Genomic DNA, 22,735 nt, shown 5'->3' on the forward strand with positions numbered 1-22,735 from the left:
CAGTAACGTAACCGGCGCTGCTTTCGAACCTGGAAAATCGAAAAGGGAGTTTGCATCGTGACCGACGATACAAAAACGAAAGGACCGGCTTCGTACTTCCCGTCAATTGAAAAAAAGTATGGGCAGCCGATCACCCACTGGCTGGATTTGCTCAAAACCGTCAGCAACAAGAAACACATGGAAATGGTGGCTTGGCTCAAAACCGAACACGGCATGGGTCATGGTCATGCTAATGCGTTGGTTGCCTATCATTTGGCAAGCACCAAAAGCGACTAGCCTTTCATCCAACCCACCACGCCGGACATCAATATGCCCGCCCCCGAATCCACCCTCCTCGACAGCTGGCACCACAACGCCCGCGCCTGGATCGAAGCCATCCGCACGGGCACCATCGAAAGTCGCCTCAAGGTCACCGACCAGGCCATCCTGCTGGCAGTGCTCGGTCGCCAACCGGAACGCGTACTCGACCTGGGCTGCGGCGAGGGCTGGCTGTTGCGTGCACTGGCTGAACGGGGCATTGACGCGGTGGGTGTGGATGGCGACGCGACGCTGGTCGAGGCGGCACGAGCGGCGGGGTCGTCGCCGGTGCATGTGGCGAGCTATGAAGCATTGGTAGAAGCGAAAGTCGACATTGGCCGTGACTACAACCTGATCTGCGCCAATTTTGCCCTGCTGCATCAGGACATCATCCCTCTGCTCGCCGCCATGAACGCACTGCTCACCCCTGGCGGCGCGCTGGTGATCCAGACGCTGCATCCGTGGACGGCTGCGGCGGGCGACTATCAGGATGGTTGGCGGGAAGAGACCTTCGCCGGGTTCAAGGGGCAGTGGCAGCCCATGCCGTGGTATTTCCGAACCCTATCCAGTTGGTTCAATGCACTGGACATGGCCGGTTTTACGCTGGCCGGCCTGCAGGAGCCGCAGCACCCGCAAAGCCCTGTGCCACAGTCGTTGCTGTTGGTGGCCGAACCGCGGCGCTAACACGATAGTGATCTGGCAGTCGCTTTTTTGGTGGCTGTGATGCCGCCTTCGCGAGCAAGCCCGCTCCCACAGGTTCAGCGGTTGAGCGCAAAATCTGCGTACTACCCAAATCATTGTGGGAGCGGGCTTGCTCGCGAAGAGGCCGGCACATTTGACATCGATGTCGCCTGATACTCCGCCTTCGCGAGCAAGCCCGCTCCCACAGGTTCAGCGGTTGAGCGCAAGATCTGCGAACTACCCAAATCATTGTGGGAGCGGGCTTGCTCGCGAAGAGGCCGGTACATTCGACATCGATGTCGCCTGATACTCCGCCTTCGCGAGCAAGCCCGCTCCCACAGGTTCAGCGGTTGAGCGCAAGATCTGCGAACTACCCAAATCATTGTGGGAGCGGGCTTGCTCGCGAAGAGGCCGGTACATTCGACACCGATGTCGCCTGACACTCCGCCTTCGCGAGCAAGCCCGCTCCCACAGGTTCAGCGGTTGAGCGCAAAATCTGCGTACTACCCAAATCATTGTGCGGGCTTGCTCGCGAAGAGGCCGGTACATTCGACATCGATGTCGCCTGACACTCCGCCTTCGCGAGCAAGCCCGCTCCTACAGGTTCAGCGGTTGAGCGCAAGATCTGCGAACTACCCAAATCATTGTGGGAGCGGGCTTGCTCGCGAAGAGGCCGGTACATTCGACATCGATGTCGCCTGATACTCCGCCTTCGCGAGCAAGCCCGCTCCCACAGGTTCAGCGGTTGAGCGCAAGATCTGCGAACTACCCAAATCATTGTGGGAGCGGCGGTGCATCCAGCAAAGCGTCAGGCCCATTCTTTACGCAGTTGACGCGCAGCGTTGACCATGTGCACCAGTGCCGCTTCGGTTTCCGGCCAGCCGCGGGTTTTCAGGCCGCAGTCCGGGTTGACCCACAGGCGGTCGGCGGGGATGCGCCTGGCTGCTTTGCGCAGCAGGTTGGCCATTTCCGAGGAGTCCGGCACGCGTGGCGAGTGGATGTCGTACACGCCAGGGCCGATTTCGTTCGGGTAGGCGAAGGCTTCGAACGCGTGCAACAACTCCATGTCCGAGCGCGAGGTTTCGATGGTGATCACGTCGGCATCCATGGCGGCAATGGACTCGATCACGTCGTTGAACTCGCTGTAGCACATGTGGGTGTGGATCTGGGTTTCGTCACGCACACCGGATGCACACAGGCGGAACACTTCGGTCGCCCAGTCCAGATAGTGCTGCCACTGCGCCTGGCGCAACGGCAAGCCTTCGCGGAACGCAGCTTCGTCGATCTGCACGATCTTGATCCCGGCGGCTTCCAGGTCCATGACCTCATCGCGAATCGCCAGGGCCAGTTGACGGGCCTGCACTTCGCGGCTGACGTCCTCGCGGGGGAACGACCACATCAGCATGGTCACGGGCCCTGTCAGCATGCCCTTCATCACTTTGTCGGTGAGGCCTTGGGCGTAGCGGATCCACTCCACCGTCATGGCTTTCGGGCGGCTCAGGTCGCCGAAGATCACCGCCGGTTTCACGCAACGCGAACCGTAGCTCTGGACCCAGCCGAAACGGGTGAACACATAACCGTCGAGTTGCTCGGCGAAGTATTCGACCATGTCGTTACGCTCGGCTTCACCGTGCACCAGCACGTCCAGGCCCAGGCGCTCCTGAATTTGCACGGCGTGGCGAATCTCGCTGTGCATGGCGTCGGTGTATTCGGCTTCGGTCAGCTTGCCTTGTTTGAACGACTGGCGCGCCAGGCGAATCGACGCGGTTTGCGGGAACGAACCGATGGTGGTGGTCGGGAACAGTGGCAGGTTCAGGCCTGCGCGCTGCTTGGCAATACGCTGGGCAAACAGCGACTGACGCTGGCTGTCCTGGGCGGTGATCGCCGCAACCCGTGCCTGCACGGCTGGCTTGTGAATGCGAGGCGAAGCAGCACGGCTGGCCTGCACGGCGCGGCTTTGAGTCAGCGCTGCAAGCACCTGCGGCGCTTCCGGCGCGTTGACCGCCTGGGCCAGCACCGCCACTTCCTCGCACTTCTGTACGGCAAAGGCCAGCCAGCTTTTCAGTTCGGCATCGAGCTTGTCTTCACGACCCAGGTCGACCGGGCTGTGCAGCAGCGAGCAGGATGGCGCGACCCACAGGCGATCACCCAGACGCTCGTGAGCGTATTGCAGGGTGGCCAAGACGTTTTCCAGATCGCAGCGCCAGACGTTACGGCCATTGACCACACCCAGCGACAGCACTTTGTAGGCCGGCAGGCGATCGAGAATGGTCGGGAACTGCTCAGGTGCACGGACCAAGTCGATGTGCAAACCGTCCACCGGCAGATTGGCGGCCAGGCCCAGATTATCTTCCAGACCGCCGAAGTAAGTGGCGACCAGCTTCTTCAACGGATCGCGCTGAATCAGGTTGTAGGCACGCTCAAAGGCATTTTTCCATTCTTGCGGCAGATCGAGCACCAGGATCGGCTCGTCGATTTGCACCCATTCAACGCCCTGTTCCGCGAGGCGCTGGAAGATCTGGCCGTACAGCGGCAGCAGGCGATCCAGCAGCTCCAGCTTGTCGAACCCGGCACCCTTGGCCTTGCCCAGCCACAGGTATGTCAGCGGGCCAATGATCACCGGCTTGACGTGGTGACCCAGCGCACGGGCTTCTTCGACTTCTTCGAACAGTTGATCCCAGCCGAGCTGGAACTGCTGGTCGGCGCTGAACTCAGGGACGAGATAGTGATAGTTGGTGTCGAACCACTTGGTCATTTCCTGGGCGTGCGCGCCACCGCAGCAACTGTTGTTCACACCGCGAGCCATGCCGAACAGGGTTTGCAGGCTGGCCTTGCCATCGTGCGGACGGAAACGCTCCGGGATCACGCCGAACATCAACGAGTGGGTCAGGACCTGGTCGTACCAGGCAAAGTCGCCGACCGGCAACAGTTCGATTCCGGCCTTTTTCTGCAAATCCCAGTGGGTCTTGCGCAGGTCACGGCCCACGTCACGCAGACCGGCTTCGTCGAGCTCGCCCTTCCAGAACGCCTCTTGGGCCTTTTTCAGTTCACGGTCGCGGCCAATGCGCGGAAATCCAAGGGAATGGGCAACAGCCATGTCAAATAACTCCAATGCGTTTGATGGGAGCCATTGTCGACAGTTGCCCACGAGTGAGACAAACTCATTTTAATATTGATGATCACAAATTATTCTCATGATCGAAGGTGCTGCGCAACCGCCGCTGGATGGACGCCTGGCTCAACGCGATCGCCCCGATGTTCAACCCGTACCTGAAAAAACCACTGGCGTGACCGAACCGTGGCGTGTGCGTAAGCCGGGCGTCGATGGCATCATCACTCGCTACGAAAATTTCGATGCCCGCCCCTCTGATCGGCTAAGGAATAGTCCCGATGCGTATCAAAACACTGCTGGCCTGTGCCACGGCGTTCCACCCAGACATCAACGCGCAGACCGCCAGGATCACCCCATGACGGCCATTTTTCGGCCGCGTCCGACGTTGATCTTTTTGCTGCTGTTGCTGGTGCTGGTGTTCTGGCTGTCCCTGGCCCTCGGGCCGCTCAGCCTGCCACTGGGCGATACGTTGCTGGCGGGGATGCGCCTTTTGGGGTTGCCACTTGACGGTGGCGACACGCAACAGGCGGAGCTGATCCTCGGTCAAATCCGCCTGCCGCGCAGCTTGCTCGGTATCGCCGTCGGTTCGGTATTGGCTTTGTCCGGCGTCGCGATGCAGGGGTTGTTCCGCAACCCCTTGGCGGATCCGGGTCTGGTCGGCGTCTCGGGTGGCGCGGCACTCGGTGCCGCCATTGCCATCGTCGGCGGCAGTCTGTTCGGCGGCTTGCCGCCTGCAATCGAACCCTACCTGCTGTCGGTCAGCGCCTTCGCCGGCGGCCTGATCGTGACGGCAGTGGTGTATCGCTTCGGTCGCCGCGACGGGCAAACCGACGTCGCCACCCTGCTCCTGGCAGGCGTGGCGATGACGGCCATGGCCGGTGCCGGGGTCGGACTGTTCACCTTCCTGGCCGACGACGCGACCTTACGCACCCTGACGTTCTGGAACCTGGGCAGCCTCAACGGCCCTGGGCAGCCTCAACGGTGCCGGTTATCCACGTTTATGGCCGTTGCTGATCGTCACTGTGGGCGTGGCGTTGTGGCTGCCGCGTCGGGCGACGGCGCTCAATGCGATGTTGCTGGGTGAATCGGAGGCCCGTCACCTGGGCTTCGACATCGAACGGATAAAGCTTGAGCTCGTATTGTGCACGGCGCTCGGTGTCGGCGCGGCGGTCGCGGCGGCCGGCCTGATCGGTTTTATCGGTCTGGTGGTGCCGCATCTGATGCGCCTGCTGGTCGGCCCGGATCACCGGGTGTTGCTGCCTGCTTCGTTACTGGCCGGTGCCAGCCTGCTGTTGCTGGCGGATCTGGCGGCGCGCTTGCTATTGGCCCCGGCCGAATTGCCTATCGGTATCGTGACGGCACTGATCGGGGCTCCGTTCTTTCTCTATCTGCTGGTACGAGGGCGTTCCTGATGCTGCGGGCAAACAACTTGCTGGTCCGCCGTGGCAACCGCACGGTACTGGCGAACATCGATATCGAGTTGCGCCCGGGCGAAGTGCTGGGTGTGCTGGGGCCGAACGGCGCCGGTAAAAGCACCCTGCTCGCTGCTTTGTGCGGCGAGCTGGCAGCCAGCGAAGGCACGGTCAGCCTTGACGAACGTCAACTCGCCGACTGGCCGGGTCAGGAGCGGGCCAAACGCCTGGCCGTGCTGCCGCAGAGTTCCTCCTTGAACTTTGCCTTTTCAGTCAATGAAGTCGTCGGCATGGGGCGCTTGCCTCACGCCAGCGGTCGGGTGCGCGATGCCGAGATCGTCGCCGAGGCGCTGCGCTGCGCCGACGCCCTGCACCTGGCCGGACGCAGCTATCTGGCCCTGTCCGGTGGCGAACGCCAGCGTGTGCACCTGGCGCGGGTGCTCGCTCAACTCTGGCCGGGTGCCGAAGGGCAAACCCTGCTGCTCGATGAACCGACGTCAATGCTCGACCCGCTGCATCAGCACACCATTTTGCAAGCCGTGCGCGACTTCGCCGAGCGCGGGACGGCGGTGCTGGTGATCCTGCACGACCTCAACCTCGCCGCACGTTACTGCGATCAACTACTGTTGTTGCAACAAGGCCTGCCCCACGCCTACGGCCCGCCGGCAGAGGTGCTGACCGCCGAGGCAATGGCGGCGGTGTACGGGCTGGAAGTGCTGATTCACCAGCATCCGGAACGCGGCCACCCGTTGATCATCGCGCGCTGATACCGCTCCCCTCTTTCAATGATCGAGGGGACTACTGCCTTACAGGGAAACCCAATGCGCTTTCTGTTGCTCTGTGCATTCAGTCTATTGGCTGCCTGCCAAACCACCCATCACGTCACGCCACCCCCAGCGCCAATCGCCCCGCAAGGCCGCGATCACACTGACCTCGGGGTTATCCGTGAACTCGCTACCGGGCGCACGTTGACGCCGCAAGAACTGGTCGAACGCCTGGCCGTTGCGCCGCGTGTGTTGGTCGGTGAACAGCACGACAACCCGGATCACCATGCCGTGCAATTGTGGCTGCTGCGCGAGTTGGCGACACAACGTGTCCAGGGCAGCCTGCTGATGGAAATGCTCAATCCCGATCAACAGGCCAAAGTCGATGCCGCGCAAGCCGCGACCCGCGCTGACCAGCCACCGGCCGATGCATTCAAGGCGCTGGTCTGGCAGGCCAATTGGGACTGGAGCGTGTATGGGGCACTCGTCACCTACGCGCTGCGCCAACCCTATCCGCTGCTGGCGGCGAACCTGGACCGTGCGCAGATCCTGCAAATCTACCAACAGCGCCCGGTATTGAAAGGTAAGGCGTCCACCACCGAACACGTACAGGCGACCTTGCTGGAGGACATTCGCGAGTCCCATTGCGGCCTGCTGCCCGAAGCGCAGATGCCGGCCATGCTCGCGGTACAGCAGCAACGCGACCGGCACATGGCGGAACGCCTGATGGCCGCGCCGACACCTGCATTGCTGCTGGCCGGTGCCTTTCACGTGCGCAAGGATCTGGGCGTGCCACTGCACCTGAAGGACCTGGGTGCCGGTGAAGGGAATGCGGTGCTGATCCTGGCCGAAGTGGACAAGACCGTGACCGCCGACAGCGCGGATTACGTGTGGTACACGGCCGCGCAGCCGGAACAGGATTTTTGCGCGAAGTTGCGTCGTTAAGCTTAAGCGAAACATTGTGGCGAGGGGGCTTGCCCCCGTTGGACTACGAAGTAGTCCCAAATACAGGCAATGCGGTTTGTCAGGTAAACCGCATGCATCTGATTGGCGACCGCTTCGCGGCCGAACGGGGGCAAGCCCCCTCGCCACAGGTATCGGCTTGCATTCAACCTCCGGCGCGACACTATGTCACGCCTCACCTCCGGCCCAATGGTCGTATCCCCCCCTCCAACACCGACACAGTTTGTTAACATCCACCCGGTTTTTTCGTCTGTACAGTCACCACGCTGTCAGTTTCAGCCTGTTCAACAGGATGCTTTTTCAATGAGTACTTTGTACACCCGCCGAACGGTCCTGCAAGGCATGGGCCTGTTGAGTCTTGGCCTGCTCGCCGGTTGCGATGACAGCAGCAAGCTGTCGTTCAAGTACGGCAAAGACCTCAGCGACAAGATCATGGGGCGCAACTTCAAGCTCAAGGACGCTCAAGGCGAAACCAGGATGCTGGGCAGTTATCGCGGCCTGATGCCTATGGTGTTCTTCGGTTTCACCCAGTGCCCGGCCGTATGCCCGACCACCCTGGCGCGTGCCGCGCAGGCCAAGAAGCTGATGGGTCGCGATGGCGAAAGGCTGCAAGTGGTCTTCATCACCCTGGACCCTGAGCGCGACACACCCGAGATGCTCGACAAGTACGTCAAGGCATTCGACCCGAGTTTCGAAGCGCTGTACGGCACGCTGGAAGAAACCGCCGCCACCGCCAAGGAGTTCGGCGTGTTCTTTGAAAAGGTCCCGAGCGGCGATACCTATACCCTCTCCCATACCGCGACCAGTTTTGTCTTCGACTCCCGGGGCAATCTGCGCCTGGGTCTGTCCACGTCCCTGACAGCCAAAGAGTGCGCAGAAGATCTGCTCACCGTGATGGAGATTTGCTGAAATGAATGCCCCGCAGGCTAAAACGCGTTTCGCACAACATTGCAAGCAACTGGCGCTGGGCGTGTCCCTGATCGGCCTGGCCTTTCAGGTATCGGCACAAACCCGGGTCGACGACGCCTGGGTCCGCGCCACCGTGGCCGGCCAGCCGTCGAGCGGCGCCTTCATGACCGTCACCGCGAGCAGCGACAGCAAACTGCTGAGCGTGCAATCGCCGGTTGCCAGGCTTGTGCAGATTCATGAAATGAGCATGAAAGACGACGTGATGAAAATGCAGCAAGCCCAGTCTGTCGCGCTGCCGGCCGGCAAAGCGGTGAGCTTCGACCCGCACGGTTACCACATCATGCTCATGGACCTGAATGCCCAGATCAAGGAAGGCGACAAGGTGCCGCTGACCCTGACCGTGGAAGACGCCAGAGGTGAGAAAGAGTCGATTCAGGTTGAAGCCGTTGCCAAGGCGATTGGCACCATGGATCACGGCAACATGGCGCATGATCACAGCAAGATGAATTGATTTCCCCGTCAGTTGAAACACAGAACCTGTGGGAGCGGGCTTGCTCGCGATGAGGCCGGCACATCCAACAACGATATTGGCTGACCCACCGCCATCGCGAGCAAGCTCGCTCCCACAGTTTTGATCTTCAGTGAATGTGAGCCCCCCCGGTCGGCCACAATACCTGTGGGAGCGGGCTTGCTCGCGAAGAGGCCGGCACATCCAACAAAGATGTTCGCTGACCCACCGTCATCGCGAGCAAGCTCGCTCCCACAGTTTTGATCTTCAGTGAATGTGAGCCCCCCGGTCGGCCACAATACCTGTGGGAGCGAGCTTGCTCGCGATGAGGCCGGCACATCCAACAAAGATGTTCGCTGACCCACCGCCATCGCGAGCAAGCTCGCTCCCACAGTTTTGATCTTCAGTGAATGTGAGCCCCTCCGGTCGGCCACAATACCTGTGGGAGCGGGCTTGCTCGCGAAGAGGCCGGCACATCCAACAACGATATTGGCTGACCCACCGCCATCGCGAGCAAGCTCGCTCCCACAGGAGTTGCCCAAAAATATCCCTTGGAAATCCACCGTCGTCGACAATTTCAACGTGCGCGACCCGCCCTGAGTCAGGTCGTTGTTGGCGGCGAGCCTTTCAGGTCTTGGCGACACCCCATGTCATTCGCCAAGACCTTTTCACATCAATTCAAACCAGCTTGAGCACGACGTTGATGTTGTTGCGCGTGGCTTTCGAGTACGGGCAGTACTGGTGCCCGGTGTCGACGATTTTTTGCGCGGTTTCACGATCCAGCCCTGGCAGGCTGACATTGAGCCGCGCCTGCAACAGGTAGCCGCCTTCATTGGTGCCCAGGTCAACTTCGGCGTCAACGGCCACATCCTTGGGCAACGCCACTTTCATTTCCCTGGCCGCCACTTGCATGGCGCCGATGAAACAGGCTGACCAACCAGCAGAGAACAGTTGTTCCGGATTGGTTCCGCCGCCGCCCGCGCCCGGGGACGACAGCTTCACATCAAGGATCCCGTCGGAGCTGCGTGAGGCGCCGTCTCGCCCGCCCGTGGTGTGGGTTTTGGCGGTGTACAACACTTTATCGATCTGGTTCATGGTGACCTCCTGATTGAGTTGTAAGAAACCGGTTTTAACACCCCATCCAGTCGCGGGGATGGTCAATCAATATAGACGTCACAGGCCAATACCGTGGTCGAGCCGACAGGCGTCCGCTTTCTATTTACTTGCGCGCCAACTTGTACCTGACGCAGTCCTCATAAAAGCTCTGCCGTACAGCAGTCGGTTTCAATCGCGACGGACTGTCATAAGTTTGTTCTGTAATACCAAGTGCCATCATGCGCATCCAGGATTTGGCGAACTTGTAGACCTGGATTTTCTGGCGGGCGGCATACAGGGAAACGCCCGAGAGCTTGAGTTCCTGCGCCCTCGCAGCGGTGCCCGCCCCCCAACTGCACATGTACTGATCATTGCTGGCCAGTTCTTTTGCTTGAGCCGAATGGGCTATACCCGCAACAACTAGCGGAATTAATACGATCCATGTCTTGCGCATCTTGACCTATTTAAGCAACTGAAAATGAACTAATTTTGCTGAGGATTTTTAAACTTGGGGGCCAGCATCGTGCCTTTTCTGCAAATTAATGCAAAAAAGAAATGGATAACGCCATTTCTTGCGAGTTTTCAATCCTTTGCTATAGCTAAGACTCTCAATCGCCAACTAAGTGAGGCAACGGAATGTCAGTCGCAAAGAAAATGAGTGTGGGGCAACTGACAATGTTGACCGCCGTCAACATGTTGGGGTCAGGTATTGTGCTACTACCAACAAAACTGGCGGAAGTCGGTGCAATTTCGATCCTTTCCTGGCTGGTGACGGCCACCGGCTCACTCGCTCTGGCCTACGCCTTTGCGCGATGCGGGATGCTCAGCCGCAAGACCGGCGGCATGGGCGGTTATGCCGAATACACGTTCGGCAAAGCGGGTAACTACATCACCAACTACACCTACGGTCTGTCGCTGTTGATTGCCAACGTGGCGATCAGTATTACCGCGGTCGGCTATATCCAGGTGTTGTTCGGGATAAAACTCGATTCGCTGCAAGTCGGTCTGGCGACTATTGCTCTGCTGTGGATCACCACCTTCGCCAACTTTGGCGGCGCGCGCATTACCGGCCGGATCGGTGCGGTGACCGTCTGGGGTGTGATTGCGCCGGTGGTGTTGGTATCCACTGTCGGCTGGTTCTGGTTTGACAGCAGCGTTTACGCCGCCGGCTGGAACCCCCACGACAAGGGCTGGTTCGAAGCGGCCGGTGCCTCGGTGGCTATCACCCTGTGGGCCTTCCTCGGTCTGGAATCGGCTTGCGCCAACACCGACGCGGTGGAAAACCCTGAGCGCAACGTACCGATTGCCGTGCTGGGCGGCACCCTGGGTGCGGCGGTGATCTACATCGTCTCCACCAACGTCATCTTCGGTATCGTCGGCAACGAAGAACTGGTCGCGTCCACCGCGCCGTTCGGCCTGGTGTTCGCCAAGATGTTCACCCCGATGGTCGGGGACATCGTGATGGCGACGATGGTGCTCGCCTGCATCGGTTCGCTGCTGGGTTGGCAGTTCACGATTGCCCAGGTGTACAAAAGCTCGGCGGACACCGGTTACTTCCTGTCGATCTTCGCCAAGGCCAACAAGGCGGGTACGCCGATTGTCGGCATGCTGGTACTGCTCGCCGCACAGACCGCACTGGCCCTGCTCACCATCAGCCCCGACTTGAGCAAGCAGTTCGATACCCTGGTCAACCTCGCGGTGGTGACCAACCTGGTGCCTTACATCCTGTCCATGGCCGCGCTGATGACCATGCAGAAAGTCTCCAACGTGCCGGAAGGCAAGGCACTGGTGACCAACGTCATTGCCCTGATCGCGGCGGCCTACAGCTACCTGGCGCTGTACAGCTCCGGTGAGCAGGCCCTGATGCTGGGCGGCGTGGCCACGATCGTTGGTTACACCCTGTTCGGTTTCGTCAACAACCGTCTGATCCGTCTCGAAGCTCTCAACAACAGCGTACCGACGCAAACCGTCAGCGCGCAGCACCTCACTGCCGAGCCAGTGCCGGTGAACAATCTGATTAAAACCACTATGGAGGTTCAAGCATGACGGAATATAAACACTCACTGGGCATGCTGGCGCTACTGGTCAGCAGTCCGCCGGACAAACGAACGGTGTTTGGCCGCGCCCTGGATCAACTGGTCCACGACGTAGAGGGCCGTGGTGTCAGCGTACTGGCCTCGGAAAGCCTCACCGATGCCGCCTCGATCCTGCGCTCGGACCCTGCCGTTCAGTGCGTGCTCATCCGCTGGGAAATGGACACCAGCGAAGGCCACGCCGACTGCACCAAATTGCTGGTCAAACTGCGCGAGCGCAACACCCGGGTGCCGGTGTTCCTGATCAGTGACCGCACCACCGCGTCGACCATTCCGTTATTGGTCATGCAACACGCCGACGACTTCATCTGGCTGCCCGAGGACACCTCCCGTTTCCTCAGCGGGCGCATCCTGGCGGCCATCGAACGCTATCGCCAGGCCGCCCTGCCGCCGATGTTCGGCGCCCTGGTCAAGTTTGCCCGCAACTATGAATACTCGTGGCACACCCCCGGCCATGCCGGCGGCACCGCGTTCCTGAAGAGCACCGCAGGCCGGGCCTTCTACGAGTTCTTCGGCGAGAACCTGCTGCGTTCCGACCTGTCGATCTCGGTCGGCGAACTGGGTTCGCTGCTCGATCACAGTGGTCCGATCGGCCAGGGCGAACGCTATGCCGCCAAGGTCTTCGGCGCCCACCGCACTTACTACGTGACCAACGGTTCGTCGATGTCCAACCGCGTCATCCTCATGGCCAGCGTCACGCGCAACCAGATCGCCCTGTGCGACCGCAATTGCCACAAGTCCGCCGAGCATGCGATGACTCTGTCCGGGGCGATTCCGACCTACCTGGTGCCGACCCGCAACCGCTACGGCATCATCGGCCCGATCCTGCCGCAAACCCTGAGCGCCGAAGGCGTGAAAGCCGCCATTGCCAACAACCCGCTGGTCAAGCAAGGCATCGACCCGACGCCAGTGCACGCGATTGTCACCAACTCGACCTACGACGGCCTGACCTACAACGTCACCCGCGTCGAAGAGTTGCTGGGCGAAAGCGTCGATCGCCTGCACTTCGACGAGGCCTGGTACGGTTATGCGCGCTTCAACCCGCTGTACAGCGGACGCTATGCCATGCACGGCAACCCGGCCGATCACGACAAGTCCAGGCCGACCGTGTTCGCCACCCAGTCGACCCACAAGTTGCTGGCCGCCTTGTCCCAGGCCTCGATGATCCACGTGCGCGACGGCCGTAACCCGATTGAACATGCGCGCTTCAACGAGTCGTACATGATGCACGCCTCGACCTCGCCGAACTACGCGATCATGGCGTCCTGCGACGTCAGCTCGGCGATGATGGAAGCGCCGAGCGGACAGATCCTCACCAACGAATCGATTGAAGAAGCGATCAGCTTTCGCCAGGTTCTCTCGCGCATGCACAACGAGATGCTGAGCAAGGATGACTGGTTCTTCACCTGCTGGCAGCCGCCGACCGTACAGGTTGGCGCAGCGACCGTGCCGTTCCATGAAGTCGACCCGGCGACCCTTAAAACCGACCCGAACTGCTGGGTCCTGCACCCGAACGCGGTATGGCACGGCTTCGGCGACATCGAAGATGGCTACTGCATGCTCGACCCGATCAAGGTCTCGGTGCTCAGCCCGGGCATGGGCGACGACGGCAACCTGCTCGCCTCCGGTATCCCGGCCTGTGTGATCACGGCGTACCTGGGTCGTCAGGGTATCGTGGTCGAGAAAACCACCGACTTCACTATCCTGTTCCTGTTCTCGATCGGCATCACCAAAGGCAAATGGGGCACGTTGCTCAACGCCCTGCTCGACTTCAAGCGCGACTACGACGACAACGCCGAACTCGAGCTGTGCCTGCCCGACCTGTACAACGCCAACCAGCAACGCTATACCGGCATGGGCCTCAAGGATCTGGCCGACGAAATCTTCGCCGCCATGAAGAAGCACAAGACCACCGCCAACATGTCCCAGGCCTTCGGCACCCTGCCAAAAGCCGAGTTCAGCCCGGTGGAGGCCTACGAAAAACTGGTGCGCAACGACATCGAACTGGTCACCCTCGAGCAAGCCGCCGGGCGTCTCGCCGCCACCGGTATCGTGCCGTATCCACCAGGCATCCCGTTGCTCATGCCAGGTGAGAACGCGGGGCCGTCGGACGGTCCGTTGCTGGCGTACCTCAAGGCGCTGGAAGCCTTCGACAAATCCTTCCCCGGCTTCACCCATGACACCCACGGGATCGAAGTCGAGGACGGCGTTTATCGGATGCTGGTCTTGAAGTGATTTAAACGGGACCTCCAACAAACGCAGTACCAATGTGGGAGCGGGCTTGCTCGCGAAGGCGTCGTGTCAGACAACATGAATGTTGGCTGCAAGATCGCTTTCGCGAGCAAGCCCGCTCCCACATGTTTAGATCGCCTTCACGCCAAAATCCCTATGGGCAAACTCAATCACAGCGCTCTATGATTGATCCCCATGACCACCACCGCTGCGATTCGCCAACCCTGCCCGCCCGGCGCCTGCGACTGCGGGCGTGACCCGTTGCTGGAAACACCGGGGGCGGACCTGCGCATTCTGTTTCTGACCCGCAACGAAGAAAAACGCCTGATCGAACGCCTGGAGAACCTGCAGAGCCTGGGCGATCTGGAGCACCTGCAACGGCGCATGTTCGAACAGTTGGGCATCCGCGTGGACATCGCCCCCGGCTTCAACGAAGTACGCACCATGCGCGGCATCGGCATCCAGATCGGCGAACTGCCGGGGCTGTGCCGCAAGACCCGCGCCAACATCCCAGCCGCCATTCGCCGGGCCATGGAAAAGCGACCGGAGATTGCCTACGCGCTGCTCAATGCCAACGACCTGTTGCGTGACGCCTGATGAAGCCCATTCTCGATTTCCCCCTCACCGACAAGATTCTCACCTCGTTCGCACTGGCCATCGGTGCCGATCTGCAGGGCTACCGCAACCACATTTACCGGGTGCTGAATTTCCACACTGCCCTCAACGGTACCGAAGGCCTGCCCTCTGAGGCTGTTCAAATCGCGGCGGCGTTTCATGACCTGGGTATCTGGACCGATGACACCCTTGACTACCTGCCCCCGTCCATTGCCCTGGCCACCGAATACCTCGACAGCCAACAACGCTCCCAACTGAACGCTGAAGTCAGCGCGTTGATACTTGAACACCACAAGCTGCGCCGCTATCGCGGCGCCTACGCCAACAGCGTCGAACCCTTCCGCCAGGCCGATCTGGTGGACGTGTCCCTGGGCCTGGTCCGTTTCGGCTTGCCCCGCCCCTTCATCAAAACCGTACAGTCGGCCTTTCCCGACCATGGTTTTCACTTGATGCTGATGAAGCTTTCGGCAAAGCAATTCATCCGCTCGCCGTTGCGGCCGCTGCCCATGTTTCGCTGGTGAAACAGGCGTCTGTTACCCCCTTGAATATGCACCGGAACAGGATCAGCGGTCGTACATGAATCGCGGGCCACTGCTATGCCTTCCTTGGGAGATTTTGCCGCAAGCCAGCCAGGACGGAGCTGGAAACCCAAGCGTGGCCACGGCCCCGGCGCCAGCCAGGTACGCGCAGAACACAGGTGCCAGTGCGCAACAGGAGGTGGCCGATGTTATTCATCGTCAGTTGGACAATCAGCCCTGACAACCGTGATGCCGCAATCGCACGCTTTCTCAAGACCGGTGGCGCGCCGCCCGCGGGCGTCACCATGCATGGACGCTGGCACGCCGTAGGGAGTTCGGCCGGCTTCGGCATTGCCGAGGCGAGTGATCTGGTGCCGATTCAAAAGTGGGTGCTGGAGTGGAACGACCTGATGAGCATGGACGTGCACGCCGCATTGACCGATGAGCAAATCGCACCATTGCTGGCCGCCACTGCCGGCCGGTAATGACGATGAAGGCGGCGAGCATCGCTCGCCGCCCGATTCGACCGGCACCTTTGCCGGTACGCCATTTCGATACAAGCGCCTGAAACGCTGACTTTCTGGCTATTCAATGCTGGATATTTTGCAATTCAAACCTACGCTCTTCGCGGGGTATTACGAATTTTAATGGCGATTGGGGGTTCGTCTCGATGTACAGACACTAGTACGCAGGAGCTCGACATGAACCGGACAACCTTATCCTCGATCTTCGCTATTCCCCTGTTGCTGTCTGCAATGACATTTCCCGGCCAGACCCTGGCCGCCGACAAAGCCCCCAACATCCTGGTGATCATGGGCGACGATATCGGCTGGTCGAATATCGGCGTCTACAACCAGGGCATGATGGCCGGCAGAACCCCCAACCTCGACCAACTCGCGAATGAAGGCATGCGCTTTACCGACTACTACGCCGAAGCCAGTTGCACCGCCGGGCGCGCCAACTTCATCACCGGCGAACTGCCGATTCGTACTGGCATGACCACCGTCGGCCAGGCCGGCTCGCCCGTGGGTATTCCTGCCGAAGCCGTCACCATCGCGACTGCCCTCAAGGCCATGGGGTATGCCACCGGCCAGTTCGGCAAGAACCACTTGGGCGACCTGAATCAGTTCCTGCCCACCGTCCACGGTTTCGACGAATTCTTCGGCTACCTCTATCACCTCGACGCCATGGAAGACCCGGCGCACCCCAATTATCCGAAGGAACTGCTGGAAAGCGTCGGCCCACGCAACATGGTCCACAGCTGGGCCACCACCACCGATGACGCCACCGTGATGCCGCGCTGGGGCAAGGTCGGCAAGCAGAAAATCGAAGATGCCGGCACGCTCTATCCGGACCGGATGAAAACCGTCGACGACGAGATTCGCGACAAGGCCTTCTCGTTCATCGACAAGGCCAAACAGGACAACAAACCGTTCTTCGTCTGGCTCAACCCGACCCGCATGCACATCGTCACGCACCTGTCCGACAAGTACCAGGCCATGCGCAACTCGGAGAATGGCTGGTCGGAAGAGGAAGCCGGTATGGCGCAGCTCGATGACATCGTCGGCGATGTCCTGGCGAAGCTGAAAAAAGACGGCATGGACGACAACACCATCGTGATTTTCACCACCGACAATGGGGCGGAAAACTTCACCTGGCCCGATGGCGGCACGACACCATTCGCCATGGGCAAAGGCACGGTCATGGAAGGTGGCTTCCGGGCACCGGCAATCATTCGCTGGCCGGGCAAAGTACCGGCCAACCAGGTCGCCAACGGCATCATGTCCGGGATGGACTGGTTCCCGACCCTGGTCGCGGCGGCGGGTAACCCGAACATCAAGGCAGAGCTGCTCAAAGGCAAACAATTGGGCGACACCACCTACAAAGTTCACCTGGACGGCTATGATCAAACTCCAATGATCACCGGAAAAGGTCCGTCAAACCGGCATGAAATCTTCTACTTTGGAGAGAGTGCCCTGGGTGCGATCCGCATCGATGACTTCAAGTACCGCTTCATCGATCAGCCCGGAGGCTGGCTGGGGGCCAAGGTCACGCTGGACATGCCGATCCTGACTAACCTGCGCCTCGACCCGTTCGAACGCGCTGGATGGCCGGAGAACATGGCGGCCAATGGTTCGCTGGAGTATTTCGAGTGGTTCAAATTCCAGTTCTGGCGTTTTGTGTTTGTGCAGCAACAAGTGGTCAAACTGGCCGAATCAGCCGTGGAGTTTCCGCCAATGCAGAAAGGTGCAAGCTTCAATCTTGAAGCGGTCAAGGCCAAGATCGAAGCGGCCCGGGCCGCCATGGCCAAGTAAACAGCCGAAACCGTGGGTGGCCGGCACAAGTCACCCACATTAAAAATGGACATTTGCCGAGGTTGTTACATGCGCACAAGCACACTGGCCCTACCTGCCTGTACGTTACTTGCACTGTGCTGCCAGCCAGCCTGGGCCGGCGGCATCCTGCTCTATGAAGTCGGCACCGATAACACCGGACTGGCCAACGCCGGTGCCGCTGCCCGCGCGCAAGGCCCTTCGACCATCGCCAGCAACCCCGCCGGCATGAGCTACCTGCCAGGCACACAAATCACCGCCGGCCTGCAGGTTCTGTACGGCGATTTGAGCTTCGACCGCGACGCCGGCACCAACGTCCAGGGCAGCGGCAGTGGCAATGCCCTCGATCCGATTCCCGGTGGCAGCTTCTTCATCAGCCATGAACTGGACGAGCACTGGAGCGTCGGTTTCGGCCAGTACGGTGACTTCGGGTTGGCGGTCAACTACGACAACGATTGGTCAGGCCGCTACTTCACGCAAAACTCCAGCCTGCTCGGCTTGTCGCTGGTGCCGAGCGTGGCCTATCGCTTCAACGAGCAGTGGTCGGTCGGCCTCGGCATCAAGGCCATGTACGGCATGTTGAAGGCAGACACTGCCATCAACCGCGCTCCATTGGGTTTCACTGACCGCGCTGACGGCCAATTCAAATACAGGGACAACACCTGGGGCTATGGCGCCAACGTCGGCGTGATCTACGCCCCGCAACCCGGCACGCGCATCGGCCTGACCTACACCAGCCAGGTTGACCTGGACTTCGAGGACCGGCTCGATGTGAAGGGCGATGGACGTCTGCTCGAGCGCGTCAACAACACCAACACCGAACTCGACATGAAGGTGCCGCAAACCGTAACCCTGAGCCTGTTCCAGCAACTGGACCGGCAATGGGCGCTGCTGGCCTCGGCCAACTGGCAGGACTGGTCCGAGTTCGGCGACATCGCCGTGGAGGTCGACACCACGGCGTTTGGAGCGCAGTCGACTACGGTCGACGCCGGCTTCAAGGACACCTGGCACCTCTCCCTGGGTGCGCAATACCAGGCCACCGAGCAGTGGTTGTGGAACTTTGGCGTGGCCTACGACAGCAGCGCCGTCTCGGACAGCAATCGCAGTGTGGTGGTGCCGATGAACGAATCCTGGCGCATTGCGACAGGAGCCACCTATGCTCTGAACAAGGACACCGATGTCAATGTCAGTTGGGCCATGGTCTGGCTCGGCGACATGCCGGTGGACCAGAGCAAGTCCGCATCGGGCGATCGAATTTCCGGTCAATTCGACAATGCCTGGATTCAAGCATTGGCAGGGAATATGACCTGGCGCTTCTGATGTTTTGTAAACGTAAGAACGACGATTTCATCCAAGGAGTAAACACCACTATGAATCTGTCCCGAAAACTGCTCGTCGGCGCCACGCTGGCCGGTCTGTTACTAGGCGGTTGTACCTCGAAAGTCACTGAGAAGGCGCAATACTCAGGCTTCCTGTCCAACTACAACAACCTGCAGGAAGTCCAGACGCCGAGCGGCGGAACCGCGATGCGCTGGGTCAGCCCTTCGTGGAACGCGAATGCTTATGACACCGTGGTGTTCAACAAACTGGAACTGTACCCGGCACCCAAACCCAATGAGCGAGTCAACCAGCAGACGCTGGCCGACATTCAGAACTACATGACCAACAAGGCCAAGACCACACTGGGCCAGAAGTACCGCGTAGTGTCCAATTCCTCCTCCGCACCGGCGGGTTCCCGGTCCCTGATCATGCGTGCGGCGATTACCGGGGTCAGCGCCGAAAACGAAGGCATGAAGTGGTATGAAGTAGTCCCCATCGCAGCCGTAGTCGGGGCAACGCAGGCAGCCACCGGTCACCGTGACCAGGAAACCATCCTGTTCATCGAAGCCGAGTTCATCGACGCAAAGAGCAATCAGACCGTGGCCAAAGTGGTACGCAAGGTGTTTGGCACTGCCCTGGAAAATGAGAGCCAAAAGGTTACCGCCAAGGACTTCAAGGCGGCGATCGACAAAATGGGTAGCGATTTCCAGACGTTCCTGAAGTAACACGCTCTTGTGGCGAGGGAGCTTGCTCCCTCGCTGCATGGAGTCCGGCCTGAGCTATTTTTTCATCCCGACGGTGATCGCCTGCCGAGATCTGTGCAGTTCCGTCCATGACCATGGGGGCGTTACGTTTTTGCCGCCAAAGCCAATTCAGGCACCGCACCAGGCCTGCTGCTCCAGATGCAATTGCAGCTGCGGGTCAATCTGCAACGCCGCTGCCAATTCATCCAGATAATTACCTTCGGCATCCTGCTGGTCGTCCACCAGCATGACACTGGCCAGGTACATCTCCGAGGCCATTCCAGCATCGGTCGCCGAGCCCGCCTTGGGCCGACGCGCCAGCGCCCCCCTGTTGCGCCATCGAGCCCTGACCGGCGCGCAGTAACTGTTCGAGCAGATCGCGGGTGTTCATGCCGTTTGTCCTCTTTGGAAGGATTTTATCCAGTCAGGCAACGATAGTCCCCGCAGGTGAATGTGCCGGCACCGTTGGGCTGACGCGCCCTCACTGCCGCGGATTTGTCCGGGGTGTTTTTTGCCGGCGCAGCTAAGATTCATAGGTGGTGAACCTTATTCCCGGATACCCGGTCGATACCTGCAACCCGACCCGGTTTGCCACCGCCCCCACCCGGGGTGATAACTGGCTTGCTTCATTTACTGGAGAACGCCCCTGTGATTTCAACCCTGTACATCGCCAGACTCAAAGCATGGGGCGCCCATGGTTTTACGGCCACCGGCGTAGTCACCGCTTTCCTCGCCACCCTGTCGCTGCTGGATAACCAGCCGACCCATTGCCTGCTGTGGCTGGGTGTCGCCCTGATCGTCGACGGGCTGGACGGTGCGCTGGCGCGCAAGGTCAATGTGCAGTCGGTGCTGCCGAGTTTCGATGGCTCGATCCTCGACCTGGTGATTGATTACCTGACGTATGTGTTTATCCCGGCATTGTTCATCTATCGCTACATCCCGCTGCCGGACTACACCTTGCTGCTGAGCGTATCGCTGATTCTGGTGTCGTCGCTGTTCTGTTTCTGCAACGTCAACATGAAGAGCAAGGACAACTACTTCCAGGGCTTCCCCGCCGCCTGGAACGTGGTTGCCCTGTGCCTGTACATCATCGCCCCATCGCCGTGGATCACCTTCTTTACCGTCATTGGCCTGGCCCTGCTGACCGTGACCCGGATGAAATTCCTGCATCCGTTCCGCGTACGCCGGTTCATGCCGATCAACATTGCGGTGACGGCCATCTGGCTGCTGTGTAGCTTGTCGCTGGTGCTCAACCATCCGCTGATCAACCCGTTGGTAATGGGGCTGTGGCTGCTGATGTCGGCGTATTTCCTGGGCGTCTGCTTGTGGCGTACGGCACTTGAGTGGTTCGACGAATCGCGGCTCAAGTAGCCATGCCGGTCCATATCGTTCAACTCGGATCACCCCGTCGCCCCGACGAAGGCTTGCGCCTGGGCACGGTACGCCGCCCTCCCCGTGGCGTACCGAAAGCCGAATTCGCCCGTCGGGATTTTTATGATGTCTGGCAACCGCTGCTGTCGCCCAGTGCGCAATTGGTGGCTGAGGCCAAGGCCGCGCAGGATGCCAGGGCCTGGGAGGTGTTCAGGCGCAAGTTCAAGGCCGAGATGAACCAGCCCGCTGCCAGTCAGATGCTGGACCTGCTGGCCGCGCTGTCCCATCAGACGTCCCTGGCCGTGGGGTGTTATTGCGAGGATGAAGCGCATTGTCATCGGTCGGTATTGCGCGAGTTGCTGGAGGCGCGGGGGGCTATAGTGATTTAGATACTATGACCACCACACAATCCCTGTGGGAGCGAGCTTGCTCGCGATAGCGGTGTATCAGACACAGCACTTGTGACTGGATGACCGCCATCGCGAGCAAGCTCGCTCCCACAGGGTTTCGCATTGTGGCCACTCAACGCCGTGTGATCACCACCTCCAGGTATTCACTCGGCACCACCAGCGACTTGTCGTCCGCCCGGTTCATCCGGTTGATCAAGTCGGTCAGGTCCGTTTCCAGGGCCATGGCGCCATCCGGTGGCAGTGCCGCGAAGGCTTTGTGCATCGGCCCGTACCAGTCGCGGAAGGTGTCGATGAAATGCACCGCCGAGCGATAGCGGAAATTGAAGGTGCGGCGCGTCACCTGAAGCAGAAACTCACGCGCGTCAAAATGCTCGTGCAGCCAGGCTTCGGTGCCCCAGCGTGAGGGCGGATTCGCTCCCGCCGGGGGTGGCAGGTGCTGGCCCAGGGTCTTGAACATCTGGCCGACGAAACCTTCCGGCGTCCAGTTCGCCAGGCCGATCCGGCCGCCCGGGCGACAAACCCGCGCCAGTTCTGCGGCGGCTTTGGGCTGGTCCGGCGCGAACATCACGCCGAAGGTAGAAAGCACGGCGTCAAAACTTGCATCGGCGAATGGCAAGGCTTCGGCGTCCGCCACCTGGAAGGTGACATTCAGGCGTTCTGCCCGGGCCCGTTCTTCGCCGCGCTCCAGCAAGGCAGCGACATAGTCGGTGGATGTCACCTGGCAACCACGACGCGCAGCGGCAAGTGTCGCGTTGCCGTTGCCGGCGGCAACGTCGAGCACGCGTTCATCGCACAACAGGTCGCAGGCTTCGGCCAGTTGTTCGCCGACGATCTGCAGGGTGGTGCCGATCACGGCGTAGTCGCCGCTGGCCCACGAGGCCATCTGGCGGTTTTTCAAGGCAGTCAGATCAATGGGTGTACTCATGGAGACGGTCTCTGGGTTGAAACACGAATCGGGTCTGAGCGCGGTTACTCCGCCGTCGTCGGATCGATGATGTTCATGACCCGGGAAATACGGTTGGCGGGAAAACCACTGATCCTGGCGTGCTCCTGAATCTGCTCCTCGCTTGGCGAGATGTACACGCAGTAGAGCTTGTCACCGGTGACATAACTTTGCAGCCACTGCACCTCTGGCAACTCACGCAACGCCCGGCAGGACTTTTGCGAAGCGGCTTTCAAATCCCTCTCCGACAGCGCACCGGCGCCCTGGATCTCGCGTTCAATGACGAACTTCGGCATGGCAACCTCTCTTTTCTTGTTGTGGGTGGCAGGGCCGGCACAGACCCTGTGAACCAACTATCGTCCTGACGGGCGCTGGCGTCCTGCCCGATCGTCGCCCAAGCCTGCCCGATCGTCCGG

General features: G+C 60.4%; 21 protein-coding genes and 2 pseudogenes. 17 read left to right on the forward strand and 6 right to left on the reverse strand.

Features of this window, described 5'->3' with window-relative positions; translation table 11 throughout:
* The first annotated feature begins 57 nt into the window (after positions 1-57).
* The gene (locus ABIA48_RS02995) at positions 58-276 is read left to right on the forward strand and encodes a DUF4287 domain-containing protein (RefSeq protein ID WP_429486995.1); all 219 of its coding nucleotides are present in this window, start codon (positions 58-60) and stop codon (positions 274-276) included.
* 33 nt (positions 277-309) lie between these two features.
* On the forward strand, positions 310-981 hold the full coding sequence (locus ABIA48_RS03000) for a class I SAM-dependent methyltransferase (protein ID WP_429486996.1): 672 nt from the start codon (positions 310-312) through the stop codon (positions 979-981).
* Between the two features lie 805 nt (positions 982-1,786).
* Here ABIA48_RS03000 and metE read toward each other — a convergent pair.
* Positions 1,787-4,075: a 5-methyltetrahydropteroyltriglutamate--homocysteine S-methyltransferase gene (metE, locus tag ABIA48_RS03005; RefSeq protein WP_429486997.1), complete on the reverse strand. Its 2,289-nt coding sequence runs from the start codon at positions 4,073-4,075 to the stop codon at positions 1,787-1,789.
* Positions 4,076-4,499: 424 nt separating this feature from the next.
* Between metE and ABIA48_RS03010 the strand changes: the two are divergent.
* From ABIA48_RS03010 to ABIA48_RS03030, 5 genes and pseudogenes are all read left to right on the forward strand, one after another.
* Positions 4,500-5,502 (forward strand): annotated as a pseudogene (locus ABIA48_RS03010) (FecCD family ABC transporter permease).
* Entirely contained in the window at positions 5,502-6,269 is a 768-nt protein-coding gene (locus tag ABIA48_RS03015) for a heme ABC transporter ATP-binding protein (protein ID WP_429486998.1), read from the forward strand. The pseudogene ABIA48_RS03010 and the gene ABIA48_RS03015 overlap by 1 nt, the downstream one beginning before the upstream one ends.
* 54 nt (positions 6,270-6,323) lie before the next feature.
* Entirely contained in the window at positions 6,324-7,211 is an 888-nt protein-coding gene (locus ABIA48_RS03020) for a ChaN family lipoprotein (RefSeq protein WP_429486999.1), read from the forward strand.
* A 321-nt stretch (positions 7,212-7,532) separates the two neighbouring features.
* Positions 7,533-8,138, forward strand: coding sequence for an SCO family protein (locus ABIA48_RS03025; protein WP_008002620.1), 606 nt, complete (start codon positions 7,533-7,535; stop codon positions 8,136-8,138).
* 1 nt (position 8,139) lies between these two features.
* Complete coding sequence (locus tag ABIA48_RS03030; protein WP_429487000.1) at positions 8,140-8,649, forward strand: copper chaperone PCu(A)C; 510 nt, start codon at positions 8,140-8,142, stop codon at positions 8,647-8,649.
* A 675-nt stretch (positions 8,650-9,324) separates the two neighbouring features.
* On the opposite strand, the gene ABIA48_RS03035 is transcribed toward ABIA48_RS03030, so the two are convergent.
* Both ABIA48_RS03035 and ABIA48_RS03040 read right to left on the reverse strand, forming a co-directional pair.
* Positions 9,325-9,741 (reverse strand): organic hydroperoxide resistance protein, encoded by a 417-nt coding sequence (locus tag ABIA48_RS03035; RefSeq protein ID WP_007991821.1) that lies wholly within the window; start codon positions 9,739-9,741, stop codon positions 9,325-9,327.
* A 124-nt stretch (positions 9,742-9,865) separates the two neighbouring features.
* Positions 9,866-10,195 (reverse strand): hypothetical protein, encoded by a 330-nt coding sequence (locus ABIA48_RS03040; protein WP_429487001.1) that lies wholly within the window; start codon positions 10,193-10,195, stop codon positions 9,866-9,868.
* Between the two features lie 182 nt (positions 10,196-10,377).
* Between ABIA48_RS03040 and potE the strand changes: the two genes are divergently transcribed.
* From potE to ABIA48_RS03080, 8 genes are all read left to right on the forward strand, one after another.
* The gene (gene potE, locus ABIA48_RS03045) at positions 10,378-11,787 is read left to right on the forward strand and encodes a putrescine-ornithine antiporter (RefSeq protein WP_429487002.1); all 1,410 of its coding nucleotides are present in this window, start codon (positions 10,378-10,380) and stop codon (positions 11,785-11,787) included.
* The gene (locus ABIA48_RS03050; RefSeq protein ID WP_429487003.1) at positions 11,784-14,069 is read left to right on the forward strand and encodes an Orn/Lys/Arg decarboxylase N-terminal domain-containing protein; all 2,286 of its coding nucleotides are present in this window, start codon (positions 11,784-11,786) and stop codon (positions 14,067-14,069) included. Before potE ends, ABIA48_RS03050 begins: the two co-directional genes overlap by 4 nt.
* Positions 14,070-14,261: 192 nt before the next feature.
* Positions 14,262-14,663 carry a hypothetical protein gene (locus tag ABIA48_RS03055; RefSeq protein WP_429487004.1) on the forward strand — a complete coding sequence of 134 codons (402 nt, stop codon included), beginning with the start codon at positions 14,262-14,264 and terminating at the stop codon, positions 14,661-14,663.
* Positions 14,663-15,202, forward strand: a complete 540-nt coding sequence (locus ABIA48_RS03060) for an HD domain-containing protein (RefSeq protein ID WP_429487005.1) — start codon at positions 14,663-14,665, stop codon at positions 15,200-15,202. Before ABIA48_RS03055 ends, ABIA48_RS03060 begins: the two co-directional genes overlap by 1 nt.
* Positions 15,203-15,405: 203 nt before the next feature.
* Positions 15,406-15,684: a DUF3303 domain-containing protein gene (locus ABIA48_RS03065; protein WP_008002635.1), complete on the forward strand. Its 279-nt coding sequence runs from the start codon at positions 15,406-15,408 to the stop codon at positions 15,682-15,684.
* A 216-nt stretch (positions 15,685-15,900) separates the two neighbouring features.
* A complete protein-coding gene (locus tag ABIA48_RS03070) occupies positions 15,901-17,514 on the forward strand; it encodes an arylsulfatase (RefSeq protein WP_429487006.1) in 1,614 nt (537 codons plus the stop codon).
* A 69-nt stretch (positions 17,515-17,583) separates the two neighbouring features.
* A complete protein-coding gene (locus ABIA48_RS03075) occupies positions 17,584-18,852 on the forward strand; it encodes an OmpP1/FadL family transporter (RefSeq protein ID WP_429487007.1) in 1,269 nt (422 codons plus the stop codon).
* A gap of 50 nt (positions 18,853-18,902) precedes the next feature.
* Complete coding sequence (locus tag ABIA48_RS03080; RefSeq protein WP_429487008.1) at positions 18,903-19,577, forward strand: DUF3313 domain-containing protein; 675 nt, start codon at positions 18,903-18,905, stop codon at positions 19,575-19,577.
* Positions 19,578-19,724: 147 nt separating this feature from the next.
* Here the strand turns inward: ABIA48_RS03080 and ABIA48_RS03085 are convergent.
* Positions 19,725-19,898, reverse strand: a pseudogene (locus ABIA48_RS03085) (DUF533 domain-containing protein); the annotation flags it as partial.
* 345 nt (positions 19,899-20,243) lie between these two features.
* Here ABIA48_RS03085 and pcsA point away from each other — a divergent pair.
* Together pcsA and ABIA48_RS03095 are read left to right on the forward strand one after the other, a co-directional pair.
* Positions 20,244-20,966: a phosphatidylcholine synthase gene (pcsA, locus tag ABIA48_RS03090; protein WP_429487009.1), complete on the forward strand. Its 723-nt coding sequence runs from the start codon at positions 20,244-20,246 to the stop codon at positions 20,964-20,966.
* 2 nt (positions 20,967-20,968) lie between these two features.
* Positions 20,969-21,355 (forward strand): DUF488 domain-containing protein, encoded by a 387-nt coding sequence (locus tag ABIA48_RS03095; RefSeq protein WP_429487010.1) that lies wholly within the window; start codon positions 20,969-20,971, stop codon positions 21,353-21,355.
* A 133-nt stretch (positions 21,356-21,488) separates the two neighbouring features.
* On the opposite strand, the gene ABIA48_RS03100 is transcribed toward ABIA48_RS03095, so the two are convergent.
* The gene (locus ABIA48_RS03100) at positions 21,489-22,301 is read right to left on the reverse strand and encodes a class I SAM-dependent methyltransferase (protein WP_429487011.1); all 813 of its coding nucleotides are present in this window, start codon (positions 22,299-22,301) and stop codon (positions 21,489-21,491) included.
* Between the two features lie 44 nt (positions 22,302-22,345).
* A complete protein-coding gene (locus tag ABIA48_RS03105) occupies positions 22,346-22,615 on the reverse strand; it encodes a DUF4242 domain-containing protein (RefSeq protein ID WP_007987714.1) in 270 nt (89 codons plus the stop codon).
* Between the last annotated feature and the right edge of the window lie 120 nt (positions 22,616-22,735).

It is taken from the genome of Pseudomonas sp. S30_BP2TU TE3576 (assembly GCF_050436025.1).
GTDB lineage: Bacteria > Pseudomonadota > Gammaproteobacteria > Pseudomonadales > Pseudomonadaceae > Aquipseudomonas.